Source organism: Bradyrhizobium sp. SK17 (assembly GCF_002831585.1).
Lineage (GTDB): Bacteria > Pseudomonadota > Alphaproteobacteria > Rhizobiales > Xanthobacteraceae > Bradyrhizobium.
On sequence record NZ_CP025113.1, the window covers coordinates 1,686,436 to 1,707,788 of the forward strand.

Sequence of the window (21,353 nt, forward strand, 5' to 3'; positions counted from 1 at the left end):
ACGTCCCGTGGCGGGCACTCCGTTTGCCGCAATCCTAGAAGGGAGAACCTTGGAACGTATCGTTCCGGGGGTTTTTCCCATTGGTCCATTCTGATGAACTCGCAGCGGACACAATTGGGTTCTGCAACAACGACGGACGCGACATCGTCGCCGGCCGGGCCGGGCGACGACCGCATCATCGAGACGTCGATCCCGCTGCGTCTCGACAATCTGCATTGGAGCGGCTTTCACACCCGCGTCGTGCTGGCGCTCGGCATCACCTGGATTCTCGACGGGCTCGAAGTGACGCTCGCGGGCGCGCTGTCGGGTGCGCTCAAGGACAGCCCCACGATGCGCTTCTCCAACGCCGATGTCGGGCTGGCCAGCAGCGCCTATCTCGCCGGCGCCGTGCTCGGCGCGCTCGGCTTCGGCTGGCTCACCGACCGGATCGGCCGCAAGAAGCTGTTCTTCATCACGCTCGCGCTGTATCTCTCGGCCACGGCCGCCACCGCGCTGTCGTGGAATGTCGCGAGCTACGCGCTGTTTCGTTTCCTCACCGGTGCCGGCATCGGCGGCGAATACACCGCGATCAACTCGACCATTCAGGAATTGGTGCCGGCGCGCTATCGCGGCTGGACCGATCTCGTCATCAACGGCAGCTTCTGGATCGGTGCCGCGATCGGCGCGCTGAGTGCCATCGTGCTGCTCGACCCCGCCTTCCTTGCGCCGGACCACGGCTGGCGGATCGCTTACTTCACCGGCGCGGTGCTCGGCCTTGTCGTGTTGCTGATGCGGATGTGGATTCCGGAGAGCCCGCGCTGGCTGATGATCCATGGCTATCCCGATCAGGCCCAGAAGATCGTCGCCGATATCGAGACCTCCGTGCTCGGCCACGAACAGCCGAGCGAGAGGTTCGATAAGATCAAGCTCCGGATGCGCGATCATACGCCGCTGCGCGAGGTCGCGGTGACGCTGTTCTCGACCTACCGGCAGCGCTCGCTGGTCGGGCTGACGCTGATGGCCGCGCAGGCGTTCTTCTACAACGCGATCTTCTTCACCTTCGCGCTGATCCTGACCGATTTCTTCGGCATCGCCGCCAGCAATGTCGGCTGGTACATCCTGCCGTTCGCCGCCGGCAATTTCCTCGGGCCGCTGCTGCTCGGCCGCCTGTTCGACACGCTCGGCCGCCGCACCATGATCACGCTGACCTATGGCGTGTCGGGCGTGCTGCTGGCGCTGTCCGGCTACCTGTTCTCGATCGGCGTGTTCAGCGCGCAGACCCAGACCATCGCCTGGATGGTGATCTTCTTCTTCGCCTCGCCCGCCGCGAGCGCCGCCTATCTCACCGTCAGCGAGACATTCCCGCTGGAGGTCCGCGCGCTCGCGATCGCCGTTTTCTACGCGATCGGCACCGGCATCGGCGGTGTGATCGGACCGGCGCTGTTCGGCGTGCTGATCGATACCGGATCGCGCAACAGCGTCTTCGCCGGCTACCTGCTGGGGTCGGCACTCATGTTGGTCGCCGCAGCCGTCGCATGGCGCTATGCCGTCGCGGCCGAGCGAAAATCGCTTGAATCTGTCGCGCGACCACTGGCATTCGTGGAGTAGACCAGGATGAAGCATGAATTGGCCGAAATGCCGCTGGATGACGACATCGGCCCTGATCGAGCGACGGACAGCGTGCCGGCGCCCGCGTCGCTGATTCCGCCGTTGGCGCGGACCGCCGTGCTGCTCGATATCGATGGTACCCTGCTCGACTTTGCGCCGACGCCGCGCGAGGTGTGGGTGCCGCCGGAGCTCGCGACGACGTTGAAGCAGCTGCATGAGCGTACGGGCGGCGCGTTGGCGCTGGTCTCCGGCCGCTCGCTCAATGACATCGACCTGATCTTCGCCCCGGATGTGTTTCCCGCGATCGGCGGCCATGGCGCCGAGATGCGGTTGCAGCCGGACAGCGAGGCGGTCGCCGCGCACGCGCCGCCGCTCGACAAGGAATTGAAGCGTCGCCTTGCCGCGATCGCAAAGCTCAGCCCAGGCATTCTGCTCGAGGACAAGGGCTATTCGCTGGCGCTGCATTACCGGCTGGCGCCGCAGGCGGAGAAGGCGATCTATGAAGCGGTGTCGTTGATCCGCGCCGAGCTGCCGACCGCGCCGATCGAGGTGCTGCCGGGCAAGAGCGTCTGCGAGATCAAGCATTCCGGCTTCACCAAGGCGACCGGCGTGCGCGAGCTGATGACGCATGCGCCGTTCAAGGGCCGCCGTCCATTCTTCATCGGAGACGATGTGACCGACGAGACCGTGTTCGCGATCATGCCCGACTACGACGGTCTCGCATTCTCCGTCGGCCGTCACGCGACCGGCGTCGCCGGACATTTCGAGGCGCCGCGCGATGTGCGTCAATTTCTCGCGGACCTGCTCGATGGTGATCGGGACATCAGTCTGACCTGATCGAGTCGGTTTCATCGCAGCCGATTCGAATGCGGTGCTTTTGCGTCGTCGCGTGCACCTCACGCGTCATTTTCTTTTCGCGAGTTCCCGTGAGTTCCGTGGGCCTTCGCCAGAATTTGGTTTCATTTGGGAGATTCCTTGGTCAGGAACCATCTTGATGAATGGTTGTTAATACGCGAGTGACCAACAGGAGGGGACCTGGTGAACCTCGTCGTCGTATCGAACCGCGTCTCGCGCGGAAAACCTAACGAACCCATGACGGGGGGGCTGGCTGCGGCATTGTTGCCGGTGGTGGAAAAAACAGGGGCAATATGGGTTGGTTCCAGCGGACGGGTCCGTGACGGGAACCACAAGGAACCTTTCGCGGAGGTCGAAGCACTCGGCGCGGGCGCGCTGGCGATGCTCGACCTGCCGGCCGCGCATTACGGCGGCTACTACGAAGGCTTTGCCAATTCGGCGCTGTGGCCCGCGATGCATTCGCGCGCCGATCTGATTCGCGCCTCGCACGAGGACTATGCGAGTTATCGCGAGGTGAATGCGTTCATGGCGCGTGCGCTGTTGCGCTTCCGCAAGCCCGATTCCGTGTTCTGGATCCAGGATTACCATTTCCTCGCGCTCGGCGCCGAGCTGCGCGATCTCGGGGTGACGCAGCCTGTCGGCTTCTTCCTGCACACGCCGTGGCCCGTGCGTGCGGTGATCGCGGGGGTGCCCAATCACCGTGAGCTGATCGAGGCGATGCTGTCCTATGACCTGATCGGGTTCCAGACCGATGAGGATTGCGAGAATTTCCTGAGCTATGTGCAGAACGAGCTCGAGCTCGAGGTGCGCGACGGCGTGGTCAATTCGTCGTTCGGCCGCACCCGCGCCGCGGTATTCCCGATCGGCATCGATCCCGGCAAATTCGCGCAGCAGGCCACCAAGGCGATGACGCATCCCGACGTGACGCGGCTGCGGCGCAGCCTCAACAACGAGAAGCTCGCGATCGGCGTCGACCGGCTCGACTACTCCAAGGGCCTCGTCAATCGTATCAAGGCGTTCGACCGGATGTGGGCGCTGTATCCGAACCTGAAGCGTTCGGTGTCGATGTTGCAGATCGCAACGCCGTCGCGCGGCGCGATCGAGGCCTATGGCAATCTCGCCAGCGAGGTGGCGAAGCTCGTCACCGATGTCAACGGCGAGCATGGCGAGGTGGACTGGACGCCGATCCGCTATCTGAACAAGGGCTTCGGCCAGGGCGTGCTCGCGGGCCTCTACCGTACCGCGCAGGTCGGCGTGGTGACGCCGTTGCAGGACGGCATGAACCTCGTCGCCAAGGAATATGTCGCGGCACAGAATCCGGCCGATCCCGGCGTGCTGGTGCTGTCGAAATTCGCCGGTGCGGCAAACGAGCTCGACGCCGCGTTGCTGGTCAACCCGCACGACATCGACGGCATGGCGCGTACCCTGGCAACGGCGCTGGCGATGCCGCTGACCGAGCGGCGGATGCGCTGGGAAGCCATGATGGAGCGGCTGAACGGCGGCACCATCCAGCAATGGTTCGCGGACTTCATCGAGGCACTGCAAGACACGCACAATTCGGCAAATGCGGCGCTGCCGGAGCCACCAGCCCTGTGGCCGCGCCGCACGGCGGACCTTGCCGCGCGATATCACTGAGCAAGCATAGAGCTTGCGGGATGGGCGCGTTAAGTCGCCCGTCCAATGTGTTGTCCCGGCCTTCGCCGGGGACGACGGCAGGTTTGTGGCACCCCGGTGATCTGCGGCTGGGCGCTGTGCGCCCATGACGAAGGCATCCATCGGCTGCATTGCTTGATTTGTGCCGGTCTCTGACCAGCCGACGCCCAGAATCGCGCGCGACGGCCCGCAACAGCATGCAGCGCCGCCGGACTATCCGCTAATTTATCTAATATTTTCAATCTATTGGGGAAATTTCGTGCCCCAGCCTCGCGCTCCCTTGCAAAATCCGCCCCGGCCCTTCAAGAGAGGGCCTCCCGGAGAGATGGCCGAGTGGCTTAAGGCGCACGCTTGGAAAGCGTGTGTGCGGGAAACCGTACCGTGGGTTCGAATCCCACTCTCTCCGCCATTGCTACGCCACAGGTCTCCCCAATATCCGCTTATTCGAATCTACCGCAAGGCCACCGAAGCACCCTGCGATTCTGCGCTGTTCTTCGCGCGGGCTGTAGTTTCGCCGCGGGTTCGGAGGATAGATCTTCGCCGCGATACCTTCTTCGATATCCCGGTGCTGGCCTGTTTTAGACGTCAATGGCTTAATCTGAAAATCGCATTAGGCTGAATTGGCCAGCAGACAACCCGGAACAAAGCTGACCCATGTTAGTTAGCAGGCAGTTCTAGGGGCAACGGTGCCGTGTGCGAGAAATGCGACGAACTTGACGAGAAGATCGCTCACGTAAGGAGGCTATCTCAACCCGCCTTGGACCCGCTCACATTGGACAACTTCGCAGCTCTTGTAGAGTATGAGAGCGAGAAGAAAGCTCTCCACCCGGGAGATCGAGGGTAGTGCCGCCACTGTTGGCGGCCTCCTTCATTCCGCGGTTTCATTGTCATCGTCTTCGGACAAGACGTGTGATCATGCGAGATTGCGGCCCTGTTCGGCAGGATCACCCGGCTTGAGCCCAAGCCGGATGATCGCAATAGGCGCGGTTGGCAAGTTTGCGGCTTGTTATGCTGCTAGGTCATCTTCAGCTTCAACGTTGACCAAGGTCTCGGCGAGCTTGGTAAGTGCAGAATCAGTCGCCTGTTCCTCGTCCAGAGTCGCTTGCAGGAGATTGGCGGCTTCCGGCATTCCGAGCTCTTCGGCCCATGTCCGCAGCGTTCCGTAACGCGACATTTCGTAATGCTCGACGGCCTGGGCCGCCGCCAGCAGGCCGGCGTCGAGCGCGGGCATTCCCTTGAAGACCTTCATGATCTCGGCACCCTCTTCAGTGATGCCATTGATCGCCGCGCAGGTCTTTCCACGCGCCGGCTTGCCGATGATCTTGAATACTTTATCGAGCCGCTTGATCTGGCCTTCCGTCTCCCGCAGATGCTTGGTGAATGCCTTCTGCAGGTCTTTCGACTGTGCCGCTTTCGCCATCTTCGGAAGCGTTTTCACGATCTTGTTCTCGGCAAAATAGATGTCCTTGAGCGTTTCGTGGAAGAGGTCGCTCAGCAGCATTGGCTTTTTGGCCATGGGGTGTCCTTTGTTTGAGAGGTTGTCAGAAGCTGGTCCGGCGTCAGCGCAGGAGCATGATCAGGATGATCAGAGGGATCGGTATTCCGACTAGCCAGAGAAGAATCGGCATTGGTTGCTCCTGTCAGGTGCGCATTGCGGGTTTGAGCCGGGAGTGAGAAATCCATGTGCCGTCCCGCAAGCCACCGCCTTCGGTTGCCGCGAGGCTGGCGCAGAAAGCTCCCAAGAGCAGCGACGCCGTCAGCCAGAACGCGAGTTGAGCCGTCGCCTTTCGCGCCGCATCGGCATCGGCCTTGATTTGTGTAACGACATCGTTGACCCGTTTTTCGGCGTCGGCCTGGCTGAGCCCCGTTCGCGCTGCCACGACCTTCGCGACGTACTCCCGATCGTTCGGCTTCAATTCGGCCCCCGTCTGAAAACTCGACGTGAACAATCGCAGCATCTCGCCGCGCGCGTCGCTTGCTGGCGCTTGCGCCGATGGCGTATTCGGCCTCAGCAGGGTGTCGACGTAGCTGTCCATGGGGCCGGATCGGCTCGCGGACGAAGCTGCGCCTGCGGCGCCGATGCCGCCTCCGATCAAGCTGGTTGCGGGAGTGGCCAGGAGGATTGCGCCGATCACGGATGCGAGCGCCCAGGCGACAAAGCCGTGAGCCGTGTCCCGGAAGTAGACCTCGTCAGTGTGGACACCGATCCAGCGGGAGCGCAATCGGCCTGCAATGTAGCCACCGATCGACGATGACAACATGGCGATGACGATCAGATAGAGGCCAGTCCCGATCTTGAAGGTGGTCGTGGAGACGCCGGCGCCGGCCCACGGAAAGACTACAGACAGGCCTAGCCCTACGCCGAATGCCAACAGGACCAACGTAAAAGCGCAAGAGACCACGGCTCCGGCCGTGACGGCGCCCCACGACACGCCCGAGACGGACGGTTCGCCGGGGTCGGTTGCCGGTTGGACGACAACGGTATCAATCATGATGCTCATCCCAATTTTGCGATGAGATCAGCTCATCGTGCCGCAACAATAGGCAGCTCTGACAAAGGTTCCTCGGCGAGCGACCTGCTGACTTGGCCGTGCAAGGGACGCTTGGGCTCAGCGAAGTGCGGCTGGCTCAACCGCGCGGAGGGGCTGAACGATCGACGCTAGCAGGCGAAGGGCGCTGGCTATTCCAATCTGTCCTGAGGCGGCTCAGGCGCCGCCTCCGTGCGGACCTCGCGCTCCGCTTGCAGCCAGAAATCCATTTCCGAACCGTCGGTTCTGCCGCTTTGCTCCCAGAGCTCGTAGGCGCGTTGTCGAATCTTGTCTTCCAGGCTGCTCATGACCTGCTCCCTTTCTCGGGCATCTTGACGTTGGGCTCGCGTCCCCAGACGCGCAGCTTGGCGAGGCCGTCGACAAACGATTTGGCACCCTTGGCGCCTTCCAGGACGACACAGCCTTCATCGAGATCTTCGGTGGCGATGCCGGCCTTCGCGAGCAGCGGCAGCGCAGAGCCGACGTAGCCGATGAACTTGCAGTGAGCAAAGGCGTCGGCGACAAAATCCCTTGCCGAGGAATCCTGCAGCAGATCGTCGATGGCTGCCTTCGCCGGCAGCAGGGCAACGGCATCGTACAACACCGAGGGCCCGCCATCGATCATTTGATCGGCGTCGATCCAGCTGCCGTCGCTCGCCTTGGCGCCCGTGACCGTCGGCGCGATGATCTCGTATGTCGCTCCCGCCTTGTCGAGCGCGCCCTTGAGTGCGTGAAGCAGGCCGGCATCGGTTCCGTCGGAAACCAGTATACCCAGCTTCCGGCCCTCGAAGCGCTCGGGTCCGTTCTCGACAATGCTCAGCGCCGGCGAAGGATCGAGATCCTGACGCGTTGGCACGGCCGCATCCGCGGGCTTCGGCATCTTCGGCAGACCAAGCTTGCCGCCGACCGTTCTAGCCAATGTCTCATCGATGTTGAGGAGATGCGAGACCATGCGTTCCCGGATCGCGGGCGTCTTGACCTTACTGAGCTCGAACGTCAATGCGGCGGCGATGTGCGCCTGCTCTCCCATGGTTTGACTGATGAAGAACTGACGCGCCTGGCTGTAATGGTCCGCGAAGCTCTCGGCCCGCAGACGGCGTTTCGGGCCTTGCTCGACGTCGGCGAACGACGTGAAGCCGCGCTGTGGTGACTCTCTTGGTCCTTCACCGAAGGAATTCGGCTGGTAGTTGGCGCGCCCGACCGGATTGCGCATCGCCATGTGACCGTCCTGCTGGAAATTCGCGAACGGACATTTCGGCGCATTGATCGGGATGTGCGTGAAGTTCGGGCTTCCCAGCCGCTTGAGCTGGGTGTCGAGGTAGGAGAAGTTGCGTCCCTGCAGCAGCGGATCGTTGGAGAAATCGATCCCCGGCGGAACGTTCTGGGTCATGAAGGCGACCTGTTCGGTTTCCGCGAAGAAATTGTCGGGCATGCGATCGAGCACCAGCCGTCCCACGGGGACCGGCGGCAGGATCTCTTCCGGTATCAGCTTCGTCGGATCGAGCACGTCGAATTCGAAGGAATCGGCGAAGTCCTGATCGAACAATTGCAACTGGAGTTCCCATTCCGGGAAGTTGCCGGACTTGATCGCGGTCCAGAGATCCCGGCGATGGAAATCAGGATCGGCACCATTGATCTTGACGGCCTCGTTCCAGACCACCGACTGCATGCCCAATTTGGGCTTCCAGTGGAATTTGACGAATGTCGACTCGTTCTTCGCGTTCACAAGGCGGAAGGTATGGACGCCGAAGCCTTCCATGAAGCGGAACGACCGCGGAATGGCGCGATCGGACATCACCCACATGATCATGTGCATGCTTTCGGGCGTCAGGCTGATGAAGTCCCAGAAATTATCGTGAGCCGATTGCGCCTGCGGAAAGGCGCAGTCAGGCTCTTCCTTGACCGCGTGGATCAGGTCGGGAAACTTGATGGCGTCCTGAATGAAGAAGACCGGCATGTTGTTGCCGACGATGTCCCAGTTGCCTTCCTGAGTGTAGAGCTTCACGGCGAAGCCGCGGACGTCCCGGGCGATGTCGACCGAACCCTTGCTTCCGGCCACGGTTGAAAACCGGACAAAGGCAGGCGTCTTTTCTCCGGCGCGCTGGAACAGGTCGGCTCTGGTGTACTTTGAAAACGGCTTGTAATTCTCGAAGTATCCGTGCGCGGCATAGCCGCGCGCATGCACGACCCGCTCGGGGATTCTTTCGTGATCGAAGTGGAAGATCTTTTCCCGAAAGTGGAAGTCCTCAAGCAGCGTCGGGCCGCGCGGACCAATTTTCAGGGAGTTTTGATCGTCGGAAACCGGACCGCCCTGTGCTGTCGTGAGCAAGGCTATTTTGCCTGACGCGATCTGATGAAGTTCGCCTCCCTCACCAACATCAAGCTTTTGATCGTGGATGGTCGCCGTCTCGCCTGATTTGCGAGATGCTTTCGTTGTCTTCGCCATTGTTTGGTTTCCCGGAGACGGAGTTGAGGAATCCCTAATCCGGCGAAGTGGGGTGCGTTCCTATTTCGAGCGCACGCGCCAGCCATCATCTGGCTTCGACGTTGCGCGAGGCGATCCGTCTGTCGATCAGGGGCGGTGAAGTAGAACGGCGCACCAACAATGCGGCAGGCGCCCCGACCAACACAAGAGGGCCGCGGCCGCGTTCCAAACAAAACAACGCGGCCTCGGCTCCGATTATCCCGAGGCCGCCAAAGTTGTCCACGCTCGTCTTCCCCGCCCGCACCTGGTCGGGGTCATGCAAGGTCAGCCCCGGCGCAGCCCAGGCACGTGCATGTGCTTGATGACGAGCGGGACTGAAGCTGGTCACTCTACGATTTCGACAATACGGTGTGTGCGAGGATCGACCAGCACCGTCCGGCCATTGACCACGGTGTAGCGATAGTCATGCGTGCCATATTCCGGCGGCACGTCGTAGTAGGTTACGCCTTCGCCCGGAAGGTCGGCGCCTACCCTCACCTCGCCGTCGTAAGTGTAGGACGGATAGTGCCGCTCGGCCACATAGCTGCGAAAGCGGGGCCGTTGGTCGATGCCCAGCACGCCGTTCACGCCTCCAACGACGCCACCGATTGCACCGCCAACCACGGCACCGACCGGCCCAGCGGCGCGTTCTCCCTCCCGGGATCCGCGTTCGATCCCGCCGGGGACGCCCTGTGCCGCGGCGGCAGCGGGCAACAAAACGATTGTGGCAAACGCTGCCGCGAGCAGGGAATATCTTTTCATGCGTAACCTCATTGTTGGAGAGCTCACGACAAGTCGGAGCACAACCAATGGTTCCCGCGATGCATTCAGCGCGCGGAGATCGAATGCGGCAGGCTCACTTCACGCGGCGTCCCTTGAAAAAGCCTGCATTGGTCGTGTTCTGCTTGATGTTGGCAGTCTCACCCTGTTCAGATGAGTTTTGGATGTCGCGATGACCTTTTGACGTGTCGCGTTCGGCTTCAGCGTTCTGCTTCGGGCCTTTCGTGCTCTGATTGCCTTTCGGGATGGGTGGCATTTTGCTCATGTCAAACACCTCGTTCGAGTTGAATGCGCCGGCATAGGCGTTTCTCAGGGGCAGCGAGAGAAAACATTCTCCTGACAATTCCTCGGGCGGAGGAACCCTGGCGTCATCGGGGACTTGGTGGCGGCTGGGAGCTGACGCAAAGGATACGATCATGGCACGAGACGAGCACAACAAGGCCGCGGAACACCACGAGAATGCAGCCAAGGCCCACCGATCAGCTGCGGAACATCATGGCAAGGGCGACCATGCCAAGGGCAAGGAGCACGCCTCCGCTGCGAAGCAGCATTCGCAGACCGCCCATCAGCACAGCGACGAGGCGCACTCCAAGAGCCAGCAGCAGAAGTAATCTGTAGGGATAGGCCCGGCAGAAGCCGGGCCTATCTTTGCAAGTCCTTGAACGATGTTACGAGAGCGTATCTCAGGTAAGCTGCATGGGCAGCTTGAGGCTCATGCCCAGCATATCCGGCATCCCAGGCCGGTCCGTGCGCTTCGGCAAATCACCGCCCTTCGCGTAATGCTCGAATCGCAACACTGCATTCCTGGTGGGCCCCGACCTGCATGTCGTCCACCTCAGTCGAGAAGCCGTCAGACTTGCGTCGTCGAGCTTGTCGATCTTGGCTCGCAAGGAGCGGCTGGATGTCGCATCGCTATACATCCTCGATCAGCCAACTGCCCCCGCTGTCGTTGATGCCGGCCCATCTCGCTGTATTCCCTGAAGTGTCGATGACGAGCAGTTGGTCATCAAAGCCCAGAAGCCGATGCAGGCGGTCTCTTATGTCATCTGCGCCATCTACGCACTGGACGATCTAGACCGTTTCAAGACGATGCCACCAGGCGCCCAGCAATTTTATTGTCTCGCCGAGTTCGCCATAAGCAGTTCCTCGCGCCGGATGGATGTCATCGACGATGAGATATGTTGCGGCTCTGTCGGTTGCTTCAAGCCCTCTCCCTGAGGGCCTGATGTTCCGGTCCATTGCCGCTGCCGTCCGAGAGAAGCCATTCAATCTCGGTGTGCGCGGCATCGCCGCCAGAGCCAGCATTTGTGCGATGTAGCACAACCACTGGCAGAACCACAACGTTCTAAGCCGCGGGCAACTTCGATGCTCTTAAAGCTCTGATGCTCGTGCGTTCTTGGACAAGCGATGACTCCTCCTAAGCCGGCCCGGCGGAATGCGAGCGACCCGTGAGGCGCTGGCGCAAAGCAAGAGAAATAACGCGCGCTGCGCCTTGTACCTTGCAGCATTGTGACTGCATTCCGAGCCGCGGATCAGAGAATGCCCGTCGGTCGTAGACACAGACCACTTCCACCTGCTGCGCCCACGCCGCTTCAGCACGATGTCGAACGCCGCGAAGCGGTCATCACTCGGCTGATAGTTCATGCCGCGAACCTGGCCGGGAAGCCATCGCGGAGCTTGTCCAGCAGCCGCTGCTCGCGCTCGATCCGGCTTCTGTAGAGTTCAGCTTCCTTCTCGGTCTTTGCTCGCGCCAGCAGTAGGCGATAATGGCCGATAATCTTTTCGCTGCCCTGGATCAACAATTCTCGAACGTCGGTCATGAAACCACCCTCATGCTCGACAAGGAAGAGAATGTCAATCGGCTTACAAATTTGACCCCGTATCGGCGTCCAATTTTGACCCCTTCGCGCGGCGTGATTTGAGGGTAGCGCTCGACTCGTCGGAGCTGGCCGGGATTGCGGAGACGAGACGAGCGCGGGCGGCGTGATCGTCGTCGCGGCTTTTGAAGCGCCAGCTGTCGTTGCCGGTCTCGACGATGTCGCAGTGGTGGGTCAACCGATCGAGCAGCGCGGTGGTCATCTTGGCGTCGCCGAACACGCTGGGCCATTCGCCGAAGGCGAGATTGGTAGTGACGATGACGGAAGCGCGCTCATAGAGCCGACTGACGAGATGGAACAGAAGCTGGCCGCCGGATTGGGCGAAGGGCAGATATCCGAGTTCGTCCAGCACGATGAAGTCCATCCGGGTCAGATGTTCGGCAAGCCGGCCCTGACGTCCGTTACGGGTCTCGATCTCGAGGCGGTTGACGAGGTCGACCACGTTGTAGAAGCGACCGCGGGCGCCGGATCGGATGCAGCTTCTGGCGATTGCGATGGCCAGGTGGGTTTTGCCCGTGCCGGTGCCGCCGACGAGCACGACGTTGCGCTGCTGGGCGATGAAGCCGCCGACGGCGAGATCGTTGACGAGCGTCTGATTGATCGGCGTGCCTTCGAACTGGAAGTCGTCGAGATCCTTGGCCAACGGCAGCTTGGCGATGGTGAGCTGGTACTTGATCGACCGCGCCTGCTTCTCGTTGATCTCGGCGCTGAGCAGGTCGCCGACGATGCGCTGAGGTTCGTGCTGGCGCTTGACGGCCGTCGCCATGATCTCGTCGAAGGCAGCCCTCATGCCGTAGAGTTTGAGCTCGCCCATGAGGTCGAAGATTTGGGTTCGTTCCATCAGATGGTCCTCCGGAGGTTGTCGTAGCGGGCGCAATCGGCGATCGGCGCATGGCGGAGCGTCAGTGCCGCCGGCGTCATGATGTTGGCCGGTGCAGCGGGTTCGCGTTGGCGAGCCAGGATGTTGAGAACGACGTCAGCGGAATGGACGCCGTGACCAAGCGCCTCGGCGCAGGCGGCTTCGACCGCCGACAAACCGTCAGTCAGCACCGCATTGAGGATGTCGACCATCTGTCGATTGCCGTCGTCGGTGCTGGCGAGCCTGCGCCGGATCCGTTCGATCGCGGCCGGCAGCACCCAGTCCTTGAAGGGTGCGCCGTTACGCAAGGCCCCGGGTTTGCGCGCGAGCACCGGCACGTAGTGCCAGGGATCGTAGGTCGTCTCGCCGCGTCCGAACGACCGCGGATGCTCCGCAACGATCCGTCCATCCTGACGGATGACGATACGGTCGGCATAGGCTTGAACCTCGACCGGACGTCCGACGGCGCTGGCCGCGACCGAGTATTTGTTATTGTCGAAGCGCACCAGGCAGGTTTTGGAGACCGATGCCGGCACCGCATGGAATCCGTCGAACCGACCGGCATAGGGAACGAGCTTCGGCCGTTCGGCTTCGAACACATCCCAGATCGTCTGATCGGACAGCTCCGGATGCCGATGCGCCTTGGCGTAGGCGATGCATTTGTCGAGCAGCCAGGCGTTGAGTTCGTCCAGCTTTTTGAACCGCAGCCGCGGCGTGAAGAAGCGTTCCCGGACCAACCCGACCTGGTTCTCCACCTGGCCCTTCTCCCAGCCCGACGCCGGCGTGCAGGCGACCGGGTCGACGAGATAGTGGCTGCACATCTGCAGGAAGCGGCGATTGTAGCGGCGATCCTTGCCGACGAAGATCGTCTCCACCGCCGTCTTCATGTTGTCGTAGATGCCGCGACTGCAGGTGCCCTTGAACAGTGCGAACGCCCGGTCGTGGGCGTCGAACACCATCTCCTGCGTCTCGCGCGGATAGGCGCGCACGAACAGCATGCGGCTATGACACAGCCGGACGTGGGCGACCTTCACGAGTACCGTCACGCCGTTGAGGAGAACGATCTCGTGGCTCCAGTCGAACTGATAGGCTTCTCCTGGCGCAAAACTCAGCGGGACATAGGCCGCCGCCGTCGATTGCCCGCGCTCCTTGCTCCAGCGCCTGGCGTAACGCCGCACGGCATCGTAGCCGCCGTCATAGCCGCGTCCGCGCAACTCTTCGAAGATCCGGATCAGCGTCAGTTGTTCGCGCGCGGATTTGGCTGCGTTCGCCGCCAGCAGTTCATCGAGTTCCGCCGCCCATCGTCCAAGCTTGGGCCGCGGCTGCACCTGACGCTCATACTCGAACGAAGTCTCTCCGGATCTCAGCACCTTCCGGACCGTGTTCCGCGACACCTTCAGGTCACGGGCGATCTCCTTGATCGTCTTGCCCTTGATGAAGTGCTCGCGCCGTATCCGCGCAATCGTCTCCACGATCAGCATCCCCGACCACCTGCTTCATGACAAAGCAGGCAGCGCAACAGCCAATCTATAGGGGGTCAATTTTGGACGCCGATCCCCCGGCTCAGGGGGTCACTATTGCAGGCCGAATAACACTCCGGACGGATTGGCCGCTGACGGAGCGCCGACTGGCCGACGAGACCCACTTCGGAGTCGGATCACTGAGGCCACGATCTGCGCGGTTCGTTGAGATCTGAACGATGCCGAGCAGCATGCGAGCCTGCGTGATCCGGGCTCTCAGAGACAAGGCTTTGACCTGGCCTTCTTCAGCTCCTGAAAATCGCCCACGGCGGTCGTCCGTCACGAAGGAGCCAACGCCAATACCTTCGACGTAGGCATTGCCGACGAGTGCCTCGACATTCTCTGGTTCCAGCGCCAGGGCCTTCTCAAAGACGTTCTTGGCTGATGCCAAGTGCTCGGGGGCGGGGCCCCTGTTGACGGGCGGCCTCCCGAAAATACAGGTCCATCACATCGCGATGAACCGCGCTCTTGGCACGCAGTGCCTCGGCCGCAACGAGAAGCATGCCTTGGCCATGGCGCGCAATCTCCAACCCCGATCTCCCGTTTGCCGAACCGAGGTCACCGCCGGCAAGCGCCATTCTTCAAAACTTGAATTGCGGCGAAGTTTTCGTGGTGGGATTGCGGCACACTGAGAGTATAGTCAGTGCATGCAAGACGCCCAGGTGGTCTTCGAAGCTGAACGGGTCTCTGCCGGCAATTGGCGGCTTTTGTGTCATTGCCCTGGCGGAAAGATCGAATACATAACTGGGTTCTTGGACGAGCAATCGACCAAAAACTGGCTGGCGACCGAACACCTTGACTATTGGCTCAAGGGAAGAGGCTATACGGCATGAGCAGCCACTCCAAGCGTCCACGCGACGTCGATTGAAAATTCTGGCAGCGCCAGTCGTGCTTACTCTGCATCTTGTCTACGCTAACGCACGGAAGCGCCCCGGCACTGGCTCCGTGGCCCCAGGGGTGCCGGGGTCGTCTGCTCTGCTGGCGATCGATGAGAAGGGCTGCCGTTTCCTGATGACTATGAGCCGCCGAAAGAGGCCGCCAGAAAGTGCAACATGCAGCCTAAAATCAAAGAGCATATCTGCCCGAATTGCAATGGAACGGGCTTCCCGGCCGTCGTGCAGTCGGTAAAGCCGGGTTACAAAATCTTTCCGGCCAAATGCGAGGCCTGCGATGGCAAGGGAAGGGTCACGGAAGACAATTAAGGCCGCCTAGACACGGCCGTCCGGTTGAAAATCTTACGGGCGGCGCAGCCGTTCAGGCCGAGAGGGTGCCAGCAAAGTCCCGGATCGTCAGCTCTGGGTTTGCCCCTGTTGTGCGGGGTTGCAAACTCGGTCGGTGTGAGCCGTTGAGGCTCGGGTGTGGTCGATCGGTGCTGCGGGCGATCCGCCATTCCTCGATGATCTGACGAGCCTCGTTGAAATTGATGAACAGGCTCTCGTTGAGACGCCGCGACACGCAGGCGGCTGTTGAAGCTTTCGACGAAGCCGTTCCGCATCGGCTTGCCGGGCGCGATGTAGCGCCATTCCGATCTCGAGTTCCTGCTACGAAGCGACGTTGCTGCCCAGCAACCATATGGCATCAACCCTGTTGTCCAACCATCACCGGTCAAGCTTCATGCGTAGGCATCGGTGCTGAGGGATATGTAGCGCTCCTGCCTGCCCCGGGAGGGCCTGATGACGCGATACTATTTCGATCTCCTGGATGAGGATGGCCTGTTCATTGACGAAGAGGGCCTGGAATTCTCGGACCTTCGAGCCGTGCAAGCTGAAGCGGCGAAGTCACTGGCCGACATGGCTCGGGAGGCGGTGCATGGCTCACCAGGTCTTTCAAGGCGGCACATGATGGTTGATGTGCGAGACAAAGTCGGCCCGGTGATGCAGATCCGGTTCAACTTCGAGGTCGAAAGAATGAAACAATAGGCCTCACTTTATCTCGACGGATTTTCCTATTGCTCGGCGAGCGGCCGGGCTTCCATGGGTTGTCAGGGAGGGAATCCATACCGGCGGGTGGAACACGACTGCAACCTGACACTCTTCGATCGTCGGAAGAGAGCAACGCACCTCGCGGGCGCCACAATACCGGTCGAGCTCCTGGCTCCAGCTTGTTCGCTACGCCTACTTCTTCTTCGAGGGCCCGAAATCCGGTTGCCAAGCGGCCTCTTTCCGGCTCGGTGCCGCCGCTATGACCTTGGCTTTTTCCTTTTTCGGCTTCTTGGTTTCGCGATTCCCGCGTTGCTGTCCCTTCGCCATGACGTCTATCTCCTGTTGGGGGTCGAGCTCGTGAAGTTCATCCGACTGCAGAACGCGCCCGCGCGGTGTGCATACGCGAACATCCATATAACCCTCGCGCAGCAGCTTGCGCGCAATACGCAGCGCGAGCGTCGCGCTGCCGCGGCCGAGACTGGCACTGCCATGCGCGTTGGTCCCCGTGATGAGGTAGCGCACGCGCATTGTCCTAGCCATTAAGGATGGCTGCGGCACACACCAGAAGCAAAAGAAACAGCGGAACGATCACCGGCGGGACGATCCATTCCGAGGCGCGAAAGGAAGACATAGGGCGCTCCTGCAACTCTATCGGCGGGAGCGTGCGTAACCCTCAGTCACCGGTCGATGCCGTTGAGACGTGCGGTGATACGAGACCGTACGCCTCCGCCACGACAATAGCGAGCGCCAATACGCCGCGCGTGCGCGAGAGGTGTGCTGCGGCGTCAGGGCGCATGAATGGCGAATGCGCTGGCTATTGTCCTGCGATCGGCGCATGCTGATCGTTGCCGGTTGGTTGGGGCCCACCTGCAGGAAGGCAGGCGTGCATGACCATCCGCTCACGGCGAGAGACCGTCATGTTCAGGCATCCGTTTCGAATTCGCGGCATCGAGCGGGTGTTGCCCGCCGGCGCTTACGAGGTCATCACAGACGAGGAGGCGATCGAAGGGCTCACCTTCTCGGCCTACCGCCGCGTTGCCACGATGATCGTCGTGCCTGCGGAAGGCGCCCACAACTCCATGGAGGTCCTTTCGATCGGTTCAGTCGACCTTGCCAATGCACAGGCTGCGGACGCGAGTGCAGGCGATGACTGACCACCCGGTCGATCTGGACAAGCATCGCGGGATGGCCGCACAGAAGGCGACGGATTTGCGCCGCGCGCTGGCCGAAGTCGAGACCCATGCAAGGGAGCTACGCGAACGTGAATCCGAGCTCGAACACCGCATGATGTCGGCGCCTGCTGTCTCGTGGCCGGAGGCCGCAGTGAAGGCGCGGCATCTGCTTAACCTCTATGCCGCGAGCTTGCCTGCAGAAGATACCAGGCACCACGCGCTGGTCGCGATGCTGCTCGACGATTTCGCCAGGCTCACGGAGGCAGACCGCGAGAGCAGCTAGCAAAGTGGCGCTGCCACGGAGTCATTTCGTAAAGGAGCAAGCCATGACGCTGACGAGCGGCCGCTATATCGGTCACGAATACGACAGGATGATCGTCCTGTTTTCGATGCAAGACGGCGCCAAGGAAGTACCCTGCGCAATCTCGACCTCCGCGATGGACGCTCTCGAGGGCGGCCAGCAGATCCGTTCCGAACAGCGCGAAGCCCAGTTCATTCGCCTGCGCGATCGCATCGAGGCATGTGCGGCCGGCAAATATCGAGCGACGGAGCTCGAAGGAAATCCGAGAGGAATCGTGCTGCGAGGCATCGATTTCAGAACATAGAAGCCTGCTGTTGCCGCCTGCTCAAACAAGTCGCTCGCAAAATCTGCCAAGGCGAAGATTGACCACGTTGTTTCGTCGGGCAGACGCATAACGCTCGTGAAGCAGCGTCGAGGGCCAGGATGACACCGAATCACCGATCCCTTAGCTATCGGTAGACCCCTTCTTTGTCGAACGATCGACGCGGACGGTTCGGAATTCTGCAGGCCCTTCAACCAAGCGACGCTTGCGTATCGCTTGATCATCGGCACTGGCACGATTGTCGGCCTTATGATCGATTGCCGCGCCCGCCAGATGAACAGCACGCTTGCGCTGGCTATGAATGCGACGAGCCGTCTTATCATCTTTTGATTTCGCCATCGAAACCTCCAGGGATTGAAGAACCGGCCTAGGAACTTCGTTGATTCTTGATCGACGCTTCCCGTCGCGTCACAAGCAGTACCGCTGACTTGAAATGGATCAATGACGACAATGTTCCCTTGATATTCGGCTCGGCACTCCTCCAATCGCGAGAGTTCTAGGAGCGCTCCTTGCTGGCAATTTGCGGCAGAGGTGGCCTACGTTCCGGAAGTTTCTTCTTCGGAGGCGCAGGCAGCAAGCCTTCCTTGATGGCTTGCTTGCGAGCGAGCTTGCGGGCTCGGCGAATGGCCTCGGCTCTTTCGCGTGTCTTCCTCTCCGAAGGTTTCTCGTAGGAGCGCCGCTGCTTCATTTCCCGGAAGACGCCCTCGCGCTGCATCTTCTTCTTCAGAACGCGAAGTGCCTGGTCGACATTGTTGTCGCGAACAAGTACCTGCAAATGAAACTCCCCGTTGGGCTGCGAATGCGACGGGTCCTGCATGCAGCCGTGCGCGCAGGAAACTCGTCGCGATTGTGAGAATGGAAAAAACGGCGGCATGTCTTCGCCGGCATCGAACGCGCCGGGCTTACGTCACGGCATCCAGTTCGATGTGAGTGACGGGACCACTCCCGGACAGCCATGTCAATCGATAAAGCGCTCCTCTTACGATGACGAGCCCTTTCGAACCTGCTCGAACGATGCTCCAGAAACGCTCTTGCAAAACAAACTTGCTCGCCATCCTTGTAAAAAGTGAGAAGGCTGTGTATGTATGAGTTATTCGATTAGCCGCTGTGCCTTGTTGAACGCGCCCGCGGGCTCCTTTTCCAAAGACATCGACGAAGTTGATAAATGCTGCGTGACCGTCACGCGGAACGCGCTTGTGCGCTTTGGAGAATGAAAATGACGACAGGTACTGTTAAGTGGTTCAACGGCCAAAAGGGCTTTGGGTTTATTCAGCCGAACGACGGCAGCAACGATGTGTTCGTTCACATCAGCGCGGTCGAACGCGCTGGTCTTTCCGGTCTGGCCGAAGGCCAGAAGGTGAGCTACGAGGCCAAGAGCGACAAGATGCGAGGCAAAGTCAGCGCTGAGAATCTCTCGCTGGCGTGATCTTGCGGAGCCGTTTCACGGATGTACTGAAACGGCCGCTCTGCCCGCTCGACCTACGGATTGAGCGGGTTTTGTCCGTGCCAAGGTGTGATGGGAAATGAGCGCCAAAAAATCAGTGGAGCCGTCGCCCGAAAGCATCGCGCGCTTCAATCGCAAAAGACTCGCGGCTGAAGAAGGCGCGCGGGCATTGTTGGATGTCGAGAGACGGGGCACCGACATTCGGAAGAACATGGCGCGACTTCGAGATCTCCGCGAGACCAAGGAAGCTGCTGACGCCGTTCTCTCGGCATCCTTGCCCACGCGCGCGCCGACGAAACGCAGAAGCAAGCCGGCTCGATAGCCGATTACCGCAGCGGCCGATGCGTCTGCGAACGTAGTTTAATGGCAATGGGGCGGATTGTGCGTAGAGCCAAGTCAGACGGCAGCGGAACGATCACGTTTTCCCTTGCGCTCGGCGCAGCGCGCCAGATCTGCAGGCTAACCACGACATTTCAGACCGACAAGCAAGCGTTCAGCTATCTTCACAAATATCGGACCGAGTTCGAGCAAATGGCGCGGATGCGCCTCGCTTCAGGCGAGCTCGAAGACGGGATCGTCGTGCTCTCAATGCTCTAGTCTAGGCTAGGACGAGACCGACAGCGCCTACTGGCACTATGTTATTCCGCCCCGTCTTTCGATTTGCCTTCACGCGCCAAGCGTTCTGCTTTCAAGCGAGCGAGATTTTCGTGAAAGGATCGTTGCGACTTCGCGTAATCGCTCATTGGTGTTTCGCCTCCAATCGTCTTGAAGGCATTGTTGGCTTGCTGCAGAAGCCGAGCATTCGCTTCACTCTTGATCATTTTTGCCTCTCAGGGTTTGTTTGCGTTCTGGCCATGCAGGCGTGCTGCCACGGCTTGTCCAATTGCGGGCTGTGGCTGGCCAGGACAATTTGACCGGGGATCACGGCATCCCGAAGCGCGTCTGGCACGCATGGCTCGACCATAACACGAGCGAACTTCCGGGCAGCAAGTCATTGTTGGAGGTTCGTGTCTCATCCTACAAATTTCTTCATCGCTGCGACCACAACCTTCTCGTTGTACGGCTTGGAAAAGAACATGCCTCGTACAGGGAGATCGACTTCAGACGCGTCGACGTGGCCGGACGTCAAGATGATGTCGATCGGCGGCCATCGGTTGCGGATGAGAGCCGCAAGCTTCATCCCGTCGATGCCGCGCGGCATGTCGATGTCGGAAAAGACGACGCGAATATCGAGCCGCGCCTCCAGAATGCGGACGGCTTCGGTCGCATCGGCGGCTTCGACCGGCTCAAAGCCGGCTTCCTCGACCATATCGACAGCCGCCATTCTCAGCAGCGGTTCGTCTTCGACGACCAACACGAGAGGCCTGCATCTTCCGTTGTAGGCTGTCATTGGTTCTCTCCCGTCAAGGTTGTTGCACCTGAGAGAGAGGGGCTGAGAAGTCAGCTTCGAACCCAGTAGACAGGTAACGAAGCGCAACGCCTCCCGTTCCGATGAGACCCATTTCGATCAATCTTGATCCGAAGCCTTTTACGGACGGGTTCGCCACGGTGGTCGGTGATGCCTTCGGGGCGCGGCTGGCGATCGAGCACGCAGACGGTGCCGAGCGGGAGGCCTTCCTCGGTTTTCAGCAGGGCGCCAGCATAAAAGCGAAGCCCGCCTGCTGCGGTGACCAAAGGATTGCGGACGAATCGATCGTCCAAAAGAGTGTCGGGAACGACCATGGTGTCGCCCTGCAGGATGGCGTGGACGCAGATCGAGACGTCGAGCGGAAGTTCACGAGTCCCGATTCCGACTTCTGCCTTGAACCACTGCCGGCCATTTGCAATCAGGTTCACGACCGCGATCGGCGCGCCAAAAGTGTCCGCGGCCAGCCGCACGATATCGTCGAAATCAGGCTCCCTTGGCGTATCGAGGATTCCGTAACGCTCGAGGGCGGAGAGCCGGTCCCGTTCGTCCCACTCCCGCCCTGCGTCTACCCGCTGGGCGGCGTTAATGTCGTTCATATTTTGGCATCTTGTCAGACCCACCAGATCAGCGCCTTCAACAATAAGTACCGCTCCACCGACCG

28 protein-coding genes, 1 tRNA gene and 2 pseudogenes are annotated in these 21,353 nt (G+C 60.8%); 14 read left to right on the plus strand and 17 right to left on the minus strand.

Annotation, left to right across the window (positions count from 1 at the left end):
• Nucleotides 1-93 precede the first annotated feature (93 nt).
• The 4 genes from CWS35_RS39440 to CWS35_RS07840 all read left to right on the plus strand — a co-directional run bounded on the left by CWS35_RS39440 (nt 94) and on the right by CWS35_RS07840 (nt 4,504).
• The gene (locus CWS35_RS39440) at nt 94-1,587 is read left to right on the plus strand and encodes an MFS transporter (RefSeq protein ID WP_371682860.1); all 1,494 of its coding nucleotides are present in this window, start codon (nt 94-96) and stop codon (nt 1,585-1,587) included.
• A gap of 6 nt (nt 1,588-1,593) precedes the next feature.
• Nucleotides 1,594-2,424 (plus strand): trehalose-phosphatase, encoded by an 831-nt coding sequence (otsB, locus tag CWS35_RS07830; protein ID WP_100951580.1) that lies wholly within the window; start codon nt 1,594-1,596, stop codon nt 2,422-2,424.
• 201 nt (nt 2,425-2,625) lie between these two features.
• The gene (locus tag CWS35_RS07835) at nt 2,626-4,077 is read left to right on the plus strand and encodes a trehalose-6-phosphate synthase (RefSeq protein WP_100951581.1); all 1,452 of its coding nucleotides are present in this window, start codon (nt 2,626-2,628) and stop codon (nt 4,075-4,077) included.
• A gap of 337 nt (nt 4,078-4,414) precedes the next feature.
• Nucleotides 4,415-4,504: transfer RNA gene (locus CWS35_RS07840), tRNA-Ser, on the plus strand.
• Nucleotides 4,505-5,101: 597 nt separating this feature from the next.
• Here CWS35_RS07840 and CWS35_RS07845 read toward each other — a convergent pair.
• The 6 genes from CWS35_RS07845 to CWS35_RS39970 form a co-directional block, all read right to left on the minus strand.
• Entirely contained in the window at nt 5,102-5,611 is a 510-nt protein-coding gene (locus CWS35_RS07845; RefSeq protein ID WP_100951582.1) for a ferritin-like domain-containing protein, read from the minus strand.
• 124 nt (nt 5,612-5,735) lie between these two features.
• Entirely contained in the window at nt 5,736-6,587 is an 852-nt protein-coding gene (locus CWS35_RS07850; protein ID WP_100956128.1) for a hypothetical protein, read from the minus strand.
• A gap of 188 nt (nt 6,588-6,775) precedes the next feature.
• Nucleotides 6,776-6,931, minus strand: coding sequence for a DUF2934 domain-containing protein (locus tag CWS35_RS07855; RefSeq protein WP_100951583.1), 156 nt, complete (start codon nt 6,929-6,931; stop codon nt 6,776-6,778).
• A complete protein-coding gene (locus CWS35_RS07860; RefSeq protein ID WP_100951584.1) occupies nt 6,928-9,069 on the minus strand; it encodes a catalase in 2,142 nt (713 codons plus the stop codon). Before CWS35_RS07860 ends, CWS35_RS07855 begins: the two co-directional genes overlap by 4 nt.
• Before the next feature lie 363 nt (nt 9,070-9,432).
• Entirely contained in the window at nt 9,433-9,849 is a 417-nt protein-coding gene (locus CWS35_RS07865; protein WP_100951585.1) for a DUF1236 domain-containing protein, read from the minus strand.
• A gap of 94 nt (nt 9,850-9,943) precedes the next feature.
• Nucleotides 9,944-10,285 (minus strand): hypothetical protein, encoded by a 342-nt coding sequence (locus CWS35_RS39970; protein WP_245438902.1) that lies wholly within the window; start codon nt 10,283-10,285, stop codon nt 9,944-9,946.
• Between CWS35_RS39970 and CWS35_RS07875 the strand changes: the two genes are divergently transcribed.
• Together CWS35_RS07875 and CWS35_RS07885 are read left to right on the plus strand one after the other, a co-directional pair.
• A complete protein-coding gene (locus CWS35_RS07875) occupies nt 10,284-10,478 on the plus strand; it encodes a hypothetical protein (RefSeq protein WP_100951586.1) in 195 nt (64 codons plus the stop codon). The genes CWS35_RS39970 and CWS35_RS07875 overlap by 2 nt on opposite strands.
• 388 nt (nt 10,479-10,866) lie before the next feature.
• Nucleotides 10,867-11,085 (plus strand): hypothetical protein, encoded by a 219-nt coding sequence (locus tag CWS35_RS07885; protein ID WP_100951588.1) that lies wholly within the window; start codon nt 10,867-10,869, stop codon nt 11,083-11,085.
• A 422-nt stretch (nt 11,086-11,507) separates the two neighbouring features.
• On the opposite strand, the gene CWS35_RS07890 is transcribed toward CWS35_RS07885, so the two are convergent.
• The 4 genes and pseudogenes from CWS35_RS07890 to CWS35_RS38830 form a co-directional block, all read right to left on the minus strand.
• On the minus strand, nt 11,508-11,687 hold the full coding sequence (locus tag CWS35_RS07890) for a hypothetical protein (RefSeq protein WP_100951589.1): 180 nt from the start codon (nt 11,685-11,687) through the stop codon (nt 11,508-11,510).
• A gap of 43 nt (nt 11,688-11,730) precedes the next feature.
• Entirely contained in the window at nt 11,731-12,585 is an 855-nt protein-coding gene (gene istB / locus CWS35_RS07895; protein WP_100951590.1) for an IS21-like element helper ATPase IstB, read from the minus strand.
• Nucleotides 12,586-12,593: 8 nt separating this feature from the next.
• Nucleotides 12,594-14,084 (minus strand): annotated as a pseudogene (istA, locus tag CWS35_RS07900) (IS21 family transposase); the annotation flags it as partial.
• An 82-nt stretch (nt 14,085-14,166) separates the two neighbouring features.
• On the minus strand, nt 14,167-14,514 hold the full coding sequence (locus CWS35_RS38830) for a hypothetical protein (RefSeq protein WP_157817087.1): 348 nt from the start codon (nt 14,512-14,514) through the stop codon (nt 14,167-14,169).
• A gap of 661 nt (nt 14,515-15,175) precedes the next feature.
• On the opposite strand from CWS35_RS38830, the gene CWS35_RS40570 reads away from it, so the two are divergent.
• Entirely contained in the window at nt 15,176-15,325 is a 150-nt protein-coding gene (locus tag CWS35_RS40570; protein ID WP_371682839.1) for a zinc finger domain-containing protein, read from the plus strand.
• 139 nt (nt 15,326-15,464) lie between these two features.
• Here CWS35_RS40570 and CWS35_RS40575 read toward each other — a convergent pair.
• Nucleotides 15,465-15,645 (minus strand): annotated as a pseudogene (locus tag CWS35_RS40575) (transposase); the annotation flags it as partial.
• Between the two features lie 151 nt (nt 15,646-15,796).
• On the opposite strand from CWS35_RS40575, the gene CWS35_RS07920 reads away from it, so the two are divergent.
• Nucleotides 15,797-16,042 carry a hypothetical protein gene (locus CWS35_RS07920; protein WP_100951595.1) on the plus strand — a complete coding sequence of 82 codons (246 nt, stop codon included), beginning with the start codon at nt 15,797-15,799 and terminating at the stop codon, nt 16,040-16,042.
• A gap of 195 nt (nt 16,043-16,237) precedes the next feature.
• Here the strand turns inward: CWS35_RS07920 and CWS35_RS07925 are convergent, their stop codons facing one another.
• Nucleotides 16,238-16,573 (minus strand): hypothetical protein, encoded by a 336-nt coding sequence (locus CWS35_RS07925; protein ID WP_100951596.1) that lies wholly within the window; start codon nt 16,571-16,573, stop codon nt 16,238-16,240.
• A gap of 359 nt (nt 16,574-16,932) precedes the next feature.
• Here CWS35_RS07925 and CWS35_RS07930 point away from each other — a divergent pair, with 359 nt between their 5' ends.
• Genes CWS35_RS07930 through CWS35_RS07940 form a run of 3 tightly spaced genes read left to right on the plus strand, consistent with a single transcriptional unit; the run spans nt 16,933 to nt 17,822 of the window.
• Nucleotides 16,933-17,199 (plus strand): hypothetical protein, encoded by a 267-nt coding sequence (locus tag CWS35_RS07930; protein ID WP_100951597.1) that lies wholly within the window; start codon nt 16,933-16,935, stop codon nt 17,197-17,199.
• The gene (locus tag CWS35_RS07935) at nt 17,192-17,500 is read left to right on the plus strand and encodes a hypothetical protein (RefSeq protein ID WP_100951598.1); all 309 of its coding nucleotides are present in this window, start codon (nt 17,192-17,194) and stop codon (nt 17,498-17,500) included. Before CWS35_RS07930 ends, CWS35_RS07935 begins: the two co-directional genes overlap by 8 nt.
• Nucleotides 17,501-17,543: 43 nt before the next feature.
• The gene (locus CWS35_RS07940) at nt 17,544-17,822 is read left to right on the plus strand and encodes a DUF1488 domain-containing protein (RefSeq protein ID WP_100951599.1); all 279 of its coding nucleotides are present in this window, start codon (nt 17,544-17,546) and stop codon (nt 17,820-17,822) included.
• A 141-nt stretch (nt 17,823-17,963) separates the two neighbouring features.
• Here the strand turns inward: CWS35_RS07940 and CWS35_RS38835 are convergent, their stop codons facing one another.
• Both CWS35_RS38835 and rpsU read right to left on the minus strand, forming a co-directional pair.
• Complete coding sequence (locus CWS35_RS38835) at nt 17,964-18,179, minus strand: hypothetical protein (RefSeq protein WP_157817090.1); 216 nt, start codon at nt 18,177-18,179, stop codon at nt 17,964-17,966.
• 157 nt (nt 18,180-18,336) lie between these two features.
• Nucleotides 18,337-18,615: a 30S ribosomal protein S21 gene (rpsU, locus tag CWS35_RS07945; protein ID WP_100956132.1), complete on the minus strand. Its 279-nt coding sequence runs from the start codon at nt 18,613-18,615 to the stop codon at nt 18,337-18,339.
• 441 nt (nt 18,616-19,056) lie between these two features.
• Between rpsU and CWS35_RS07950 the strand changes: the two genes are divergently transcribed.
• From CWS35_RS07950 to CWS35_RS07960, 3 genes are all read left to right on the plus strand, one after another.
• Nucleotides 19,057-19,266, plus strand: a complete 210-nt coding sequence (locus CWS35_RS07950; protein ID WP_100956134.1) for a cold-shock protein — start codon at nt 19,057-19,059, stop codon at nt 19,264-19,266.
• Between the two features lie 97 nt (nt 19,267-19,363).
• Nucleotides 19,364-19,606, plus strand: a complete 243-nt coding sequence (locus CWS35_RS07955) for a transcriptional regulator (RefSeq protein ID WP_100951600.1) — start codon at nt 19,364-19,366, stop codon at nt 19,604-19,606.
• A 59-nt stretch (nt 19,607-19,665) separates the two neighbouring features.
• The gene (locus CWS35_RS07960) at nt 19,666-19,881 is read left to right on the plus strand and encodes a hypothetical protein (RefSeq protein WP_245438904.1); all 216 of its coding nucleotides are present in this window, start codon (nt 19,666-19,668) and stop codon (nt 19,879-19,881) included.
• Between the two features lie 41 nt (nt 19,882-19,922).
• Here the strand turns inward: CWS35_RS07960 and CWS35_RS07965 are convergent, their stop codons facing one another.
• The 3 genes from CWS35_RS07965 to CWS35_RS07975 all read right to left on the minus strand — a co-directional run bounded on the left by CWS35_RS07965 (nt 19,923) and on the right by CWS35_RS07975 (nt 21,288).
• On the minus strand, nt 19,923-20,105 hold the full coding sequence (locus CWS35_RS07965) for a hypothetical protein (RefSeq protein ID WP_100951601.1): 183 nt from the start codon (nt 20,103-20,105) through the stop codon (nt 19,923-19,925).
• A gap of 191 nt (nt 20,106-20,296) precedes the next feature.
• Entirely contained in the window at nt 20,297-20,674 is a 378-nt protein-coding gene (locus tag CWS35_RS07970; protein ID WP_100951602.1) for a response regulator, read from the minus strand.
• Nucleotides 20,675-20,724: 50 nt separating this feature from the next.
• Nucleotides 20,725-21,288, minus strand: coding sequence for a GAF domain-containing protein (locus CWS35_RS07975; RefSeq protein ID WP_100951603.1), 564 nt, complete (start codon nt 21,286-21,288; stop codon nt 20,725-20,727).
• Nucleotides 21,289-21,353: the final 65 nt, after the last annotated feature.

Bases quoted from the DNA above. Each gene is read 5' to 3' on its own strand.
- CWS35_RS39440 (WP_371682860.1), top strand. From the start codon at position 94: ATGAACTCGCAGCGGACACAATTGGGTTCTGCAACAACGACGGACGCG.
- otsB (WP_100951580.1), top strand. From the start codon at position 1,594: ATGAAGCATGAATTGGCCGAAATGCCGCTGGATGACGACATCGGCCCT.
- CWS35_RS07845 (WP_100951582.1), bottom strand. From the start codon at position 5,611: ATGGCCAAAAAGCCAATGCTGCTGAGCGACCTCTTCCACGAAACGCTC.
- CWS35_RS07850 (WP_100956128.1), bottom strand. From the start codon at position 6,587: ATGATTGATACCGTTGTCGTCCAACCGGCAACCGACCCCGGCGAACCG.
- CWS35_RS07855 (WP_100951583.1), bottom strand. From the start codon at position 6,931: ATGAGCAGCCTGGAAGACAAGATTCGACAACGCGCCTACGAGCTCTGG.
- CWS35_RS07860 (WP_100951584.1), bottom strand. From the start codon at position 9,069: ATGGCGAAGACAACGAAAGCATCTCGCAAATCAGGCGAGACGGCGACC.
- CWS35_RS07865 (WP_100951585.1), bottom strand. From the start codon at position 9,849: ATGAAAAGATATTCCCTGCTCGCGGCAGCGTTTGCCACAATCGTTTTG.
- CWS35_RS07875 (WP_100951586.1), top strand. From the start codon at position 10,284: ATGGCACGAGACGAGCACAACAAGGCCGCGGAACACCACGAGAATGCA.
- CWS35_RS39970 (WP_245438902.1), bottom strand. From the start codon at position 10,285: ATGATCGTATCCTTTGCGTCAGCTCCCAGCCGCCACCAAGTCCCCGAT.
- CWS35_RS07890 (WP_100951589.1), bottom strand. From the start codon at position 11,687: ATGACCGACGTTCGAGAATTGTTGATCCAGGGCAGCGAAAAGATTATC.
- istB (WP_100951590.1), bottom strand. From the start codon at position 12,585: ATGGAACGAACCCAAATCTTCGACCTCATGGGCGAGCTCAAACTCTAC.
- CWS35_RS40570 (WP_371682839.1), top strand. From the start codon at position 15,176: ATGCAGCCTAAAATCAAAGAGCATATCTGCCCGAATTGCAATGGAACG.
- CWS35_RS07920 (WP_100951595.1), top strand. From the start codon at position 15,797: ATGACGCGATACTATTTCGATCTCCTGGATGAGGATGGCCTGTTCATT.
- CWS35_RS07925 (WP_100951596.1), bottom strand. From the start codon at position 16,573: ATGCGCGTGCGCTACCTCATCACGGGGACCAACGCGCATGGCAGTGCC.
- CWS35_RS07930 (WP_100951597.1), top strand. From the start codon at position 16,933: ATGACCATCCGCTCACGGCGAGAGACCGTCATGTTCAGGCATCCGTTT.
- CWS35_RS07935 (WP_100951598.1), top strand. From the start codon at position 17,192: ATGACTGACCACCCGGTCGATCTGGACAAGCATCGCGGGATGGCCGCA.
- CWS35_RS07940 (WP_100951599.1), top strand. From the start codon at position 17,544: ATGACGCTGACGAGCGGCCGCTATATCGGTCACGAATACGACAGGATG.
- CWS35_RS38835 (WP_157817090.1), bottom strand. From the start codon at position 18,179: ATGGCGAAATCAAAAGATGATAAGACGGCTCGTCGCATTCATAGCCAG.
- CWS35_RS07950 (WP_100956134.1), top strand. From the start codon at position 19,057: ATGACGACAGGTACTGTTAAGTGGTTCAACGGCCAAAAGGGCTTTGGG.
- CWS35_RS07955 (WP_100951600.1), top strand. From the start codon at position 19,364: ATGAGCGCCAAAAAATCAGTGGAGCCGTCGCCCGAAAGCATCGCGCGC.
- CWS35_RS07965 (WP_100951601.1), bottom strand. From the start codon at position 20,105: ATGATCAAGAGTGAAGCGAATGCTCGGCTTCTGCAGCAAGCCAACAAT.
- CWS35_RS07970 (WP_100951602.1), bottom strand. From the start codon at position 20,674: ATGACAGCCTACAACGGAAGATGCAGGCCTCTCGTGTTGGTCGTCGAA.
- CWS35_RS07975 (WP_100951603.1), bottom strand. From the start codon at position 21,288: ATGAACGACATTAACGCCGCCCAGCGGGTAGACGCAGGGCGGGAGTGG.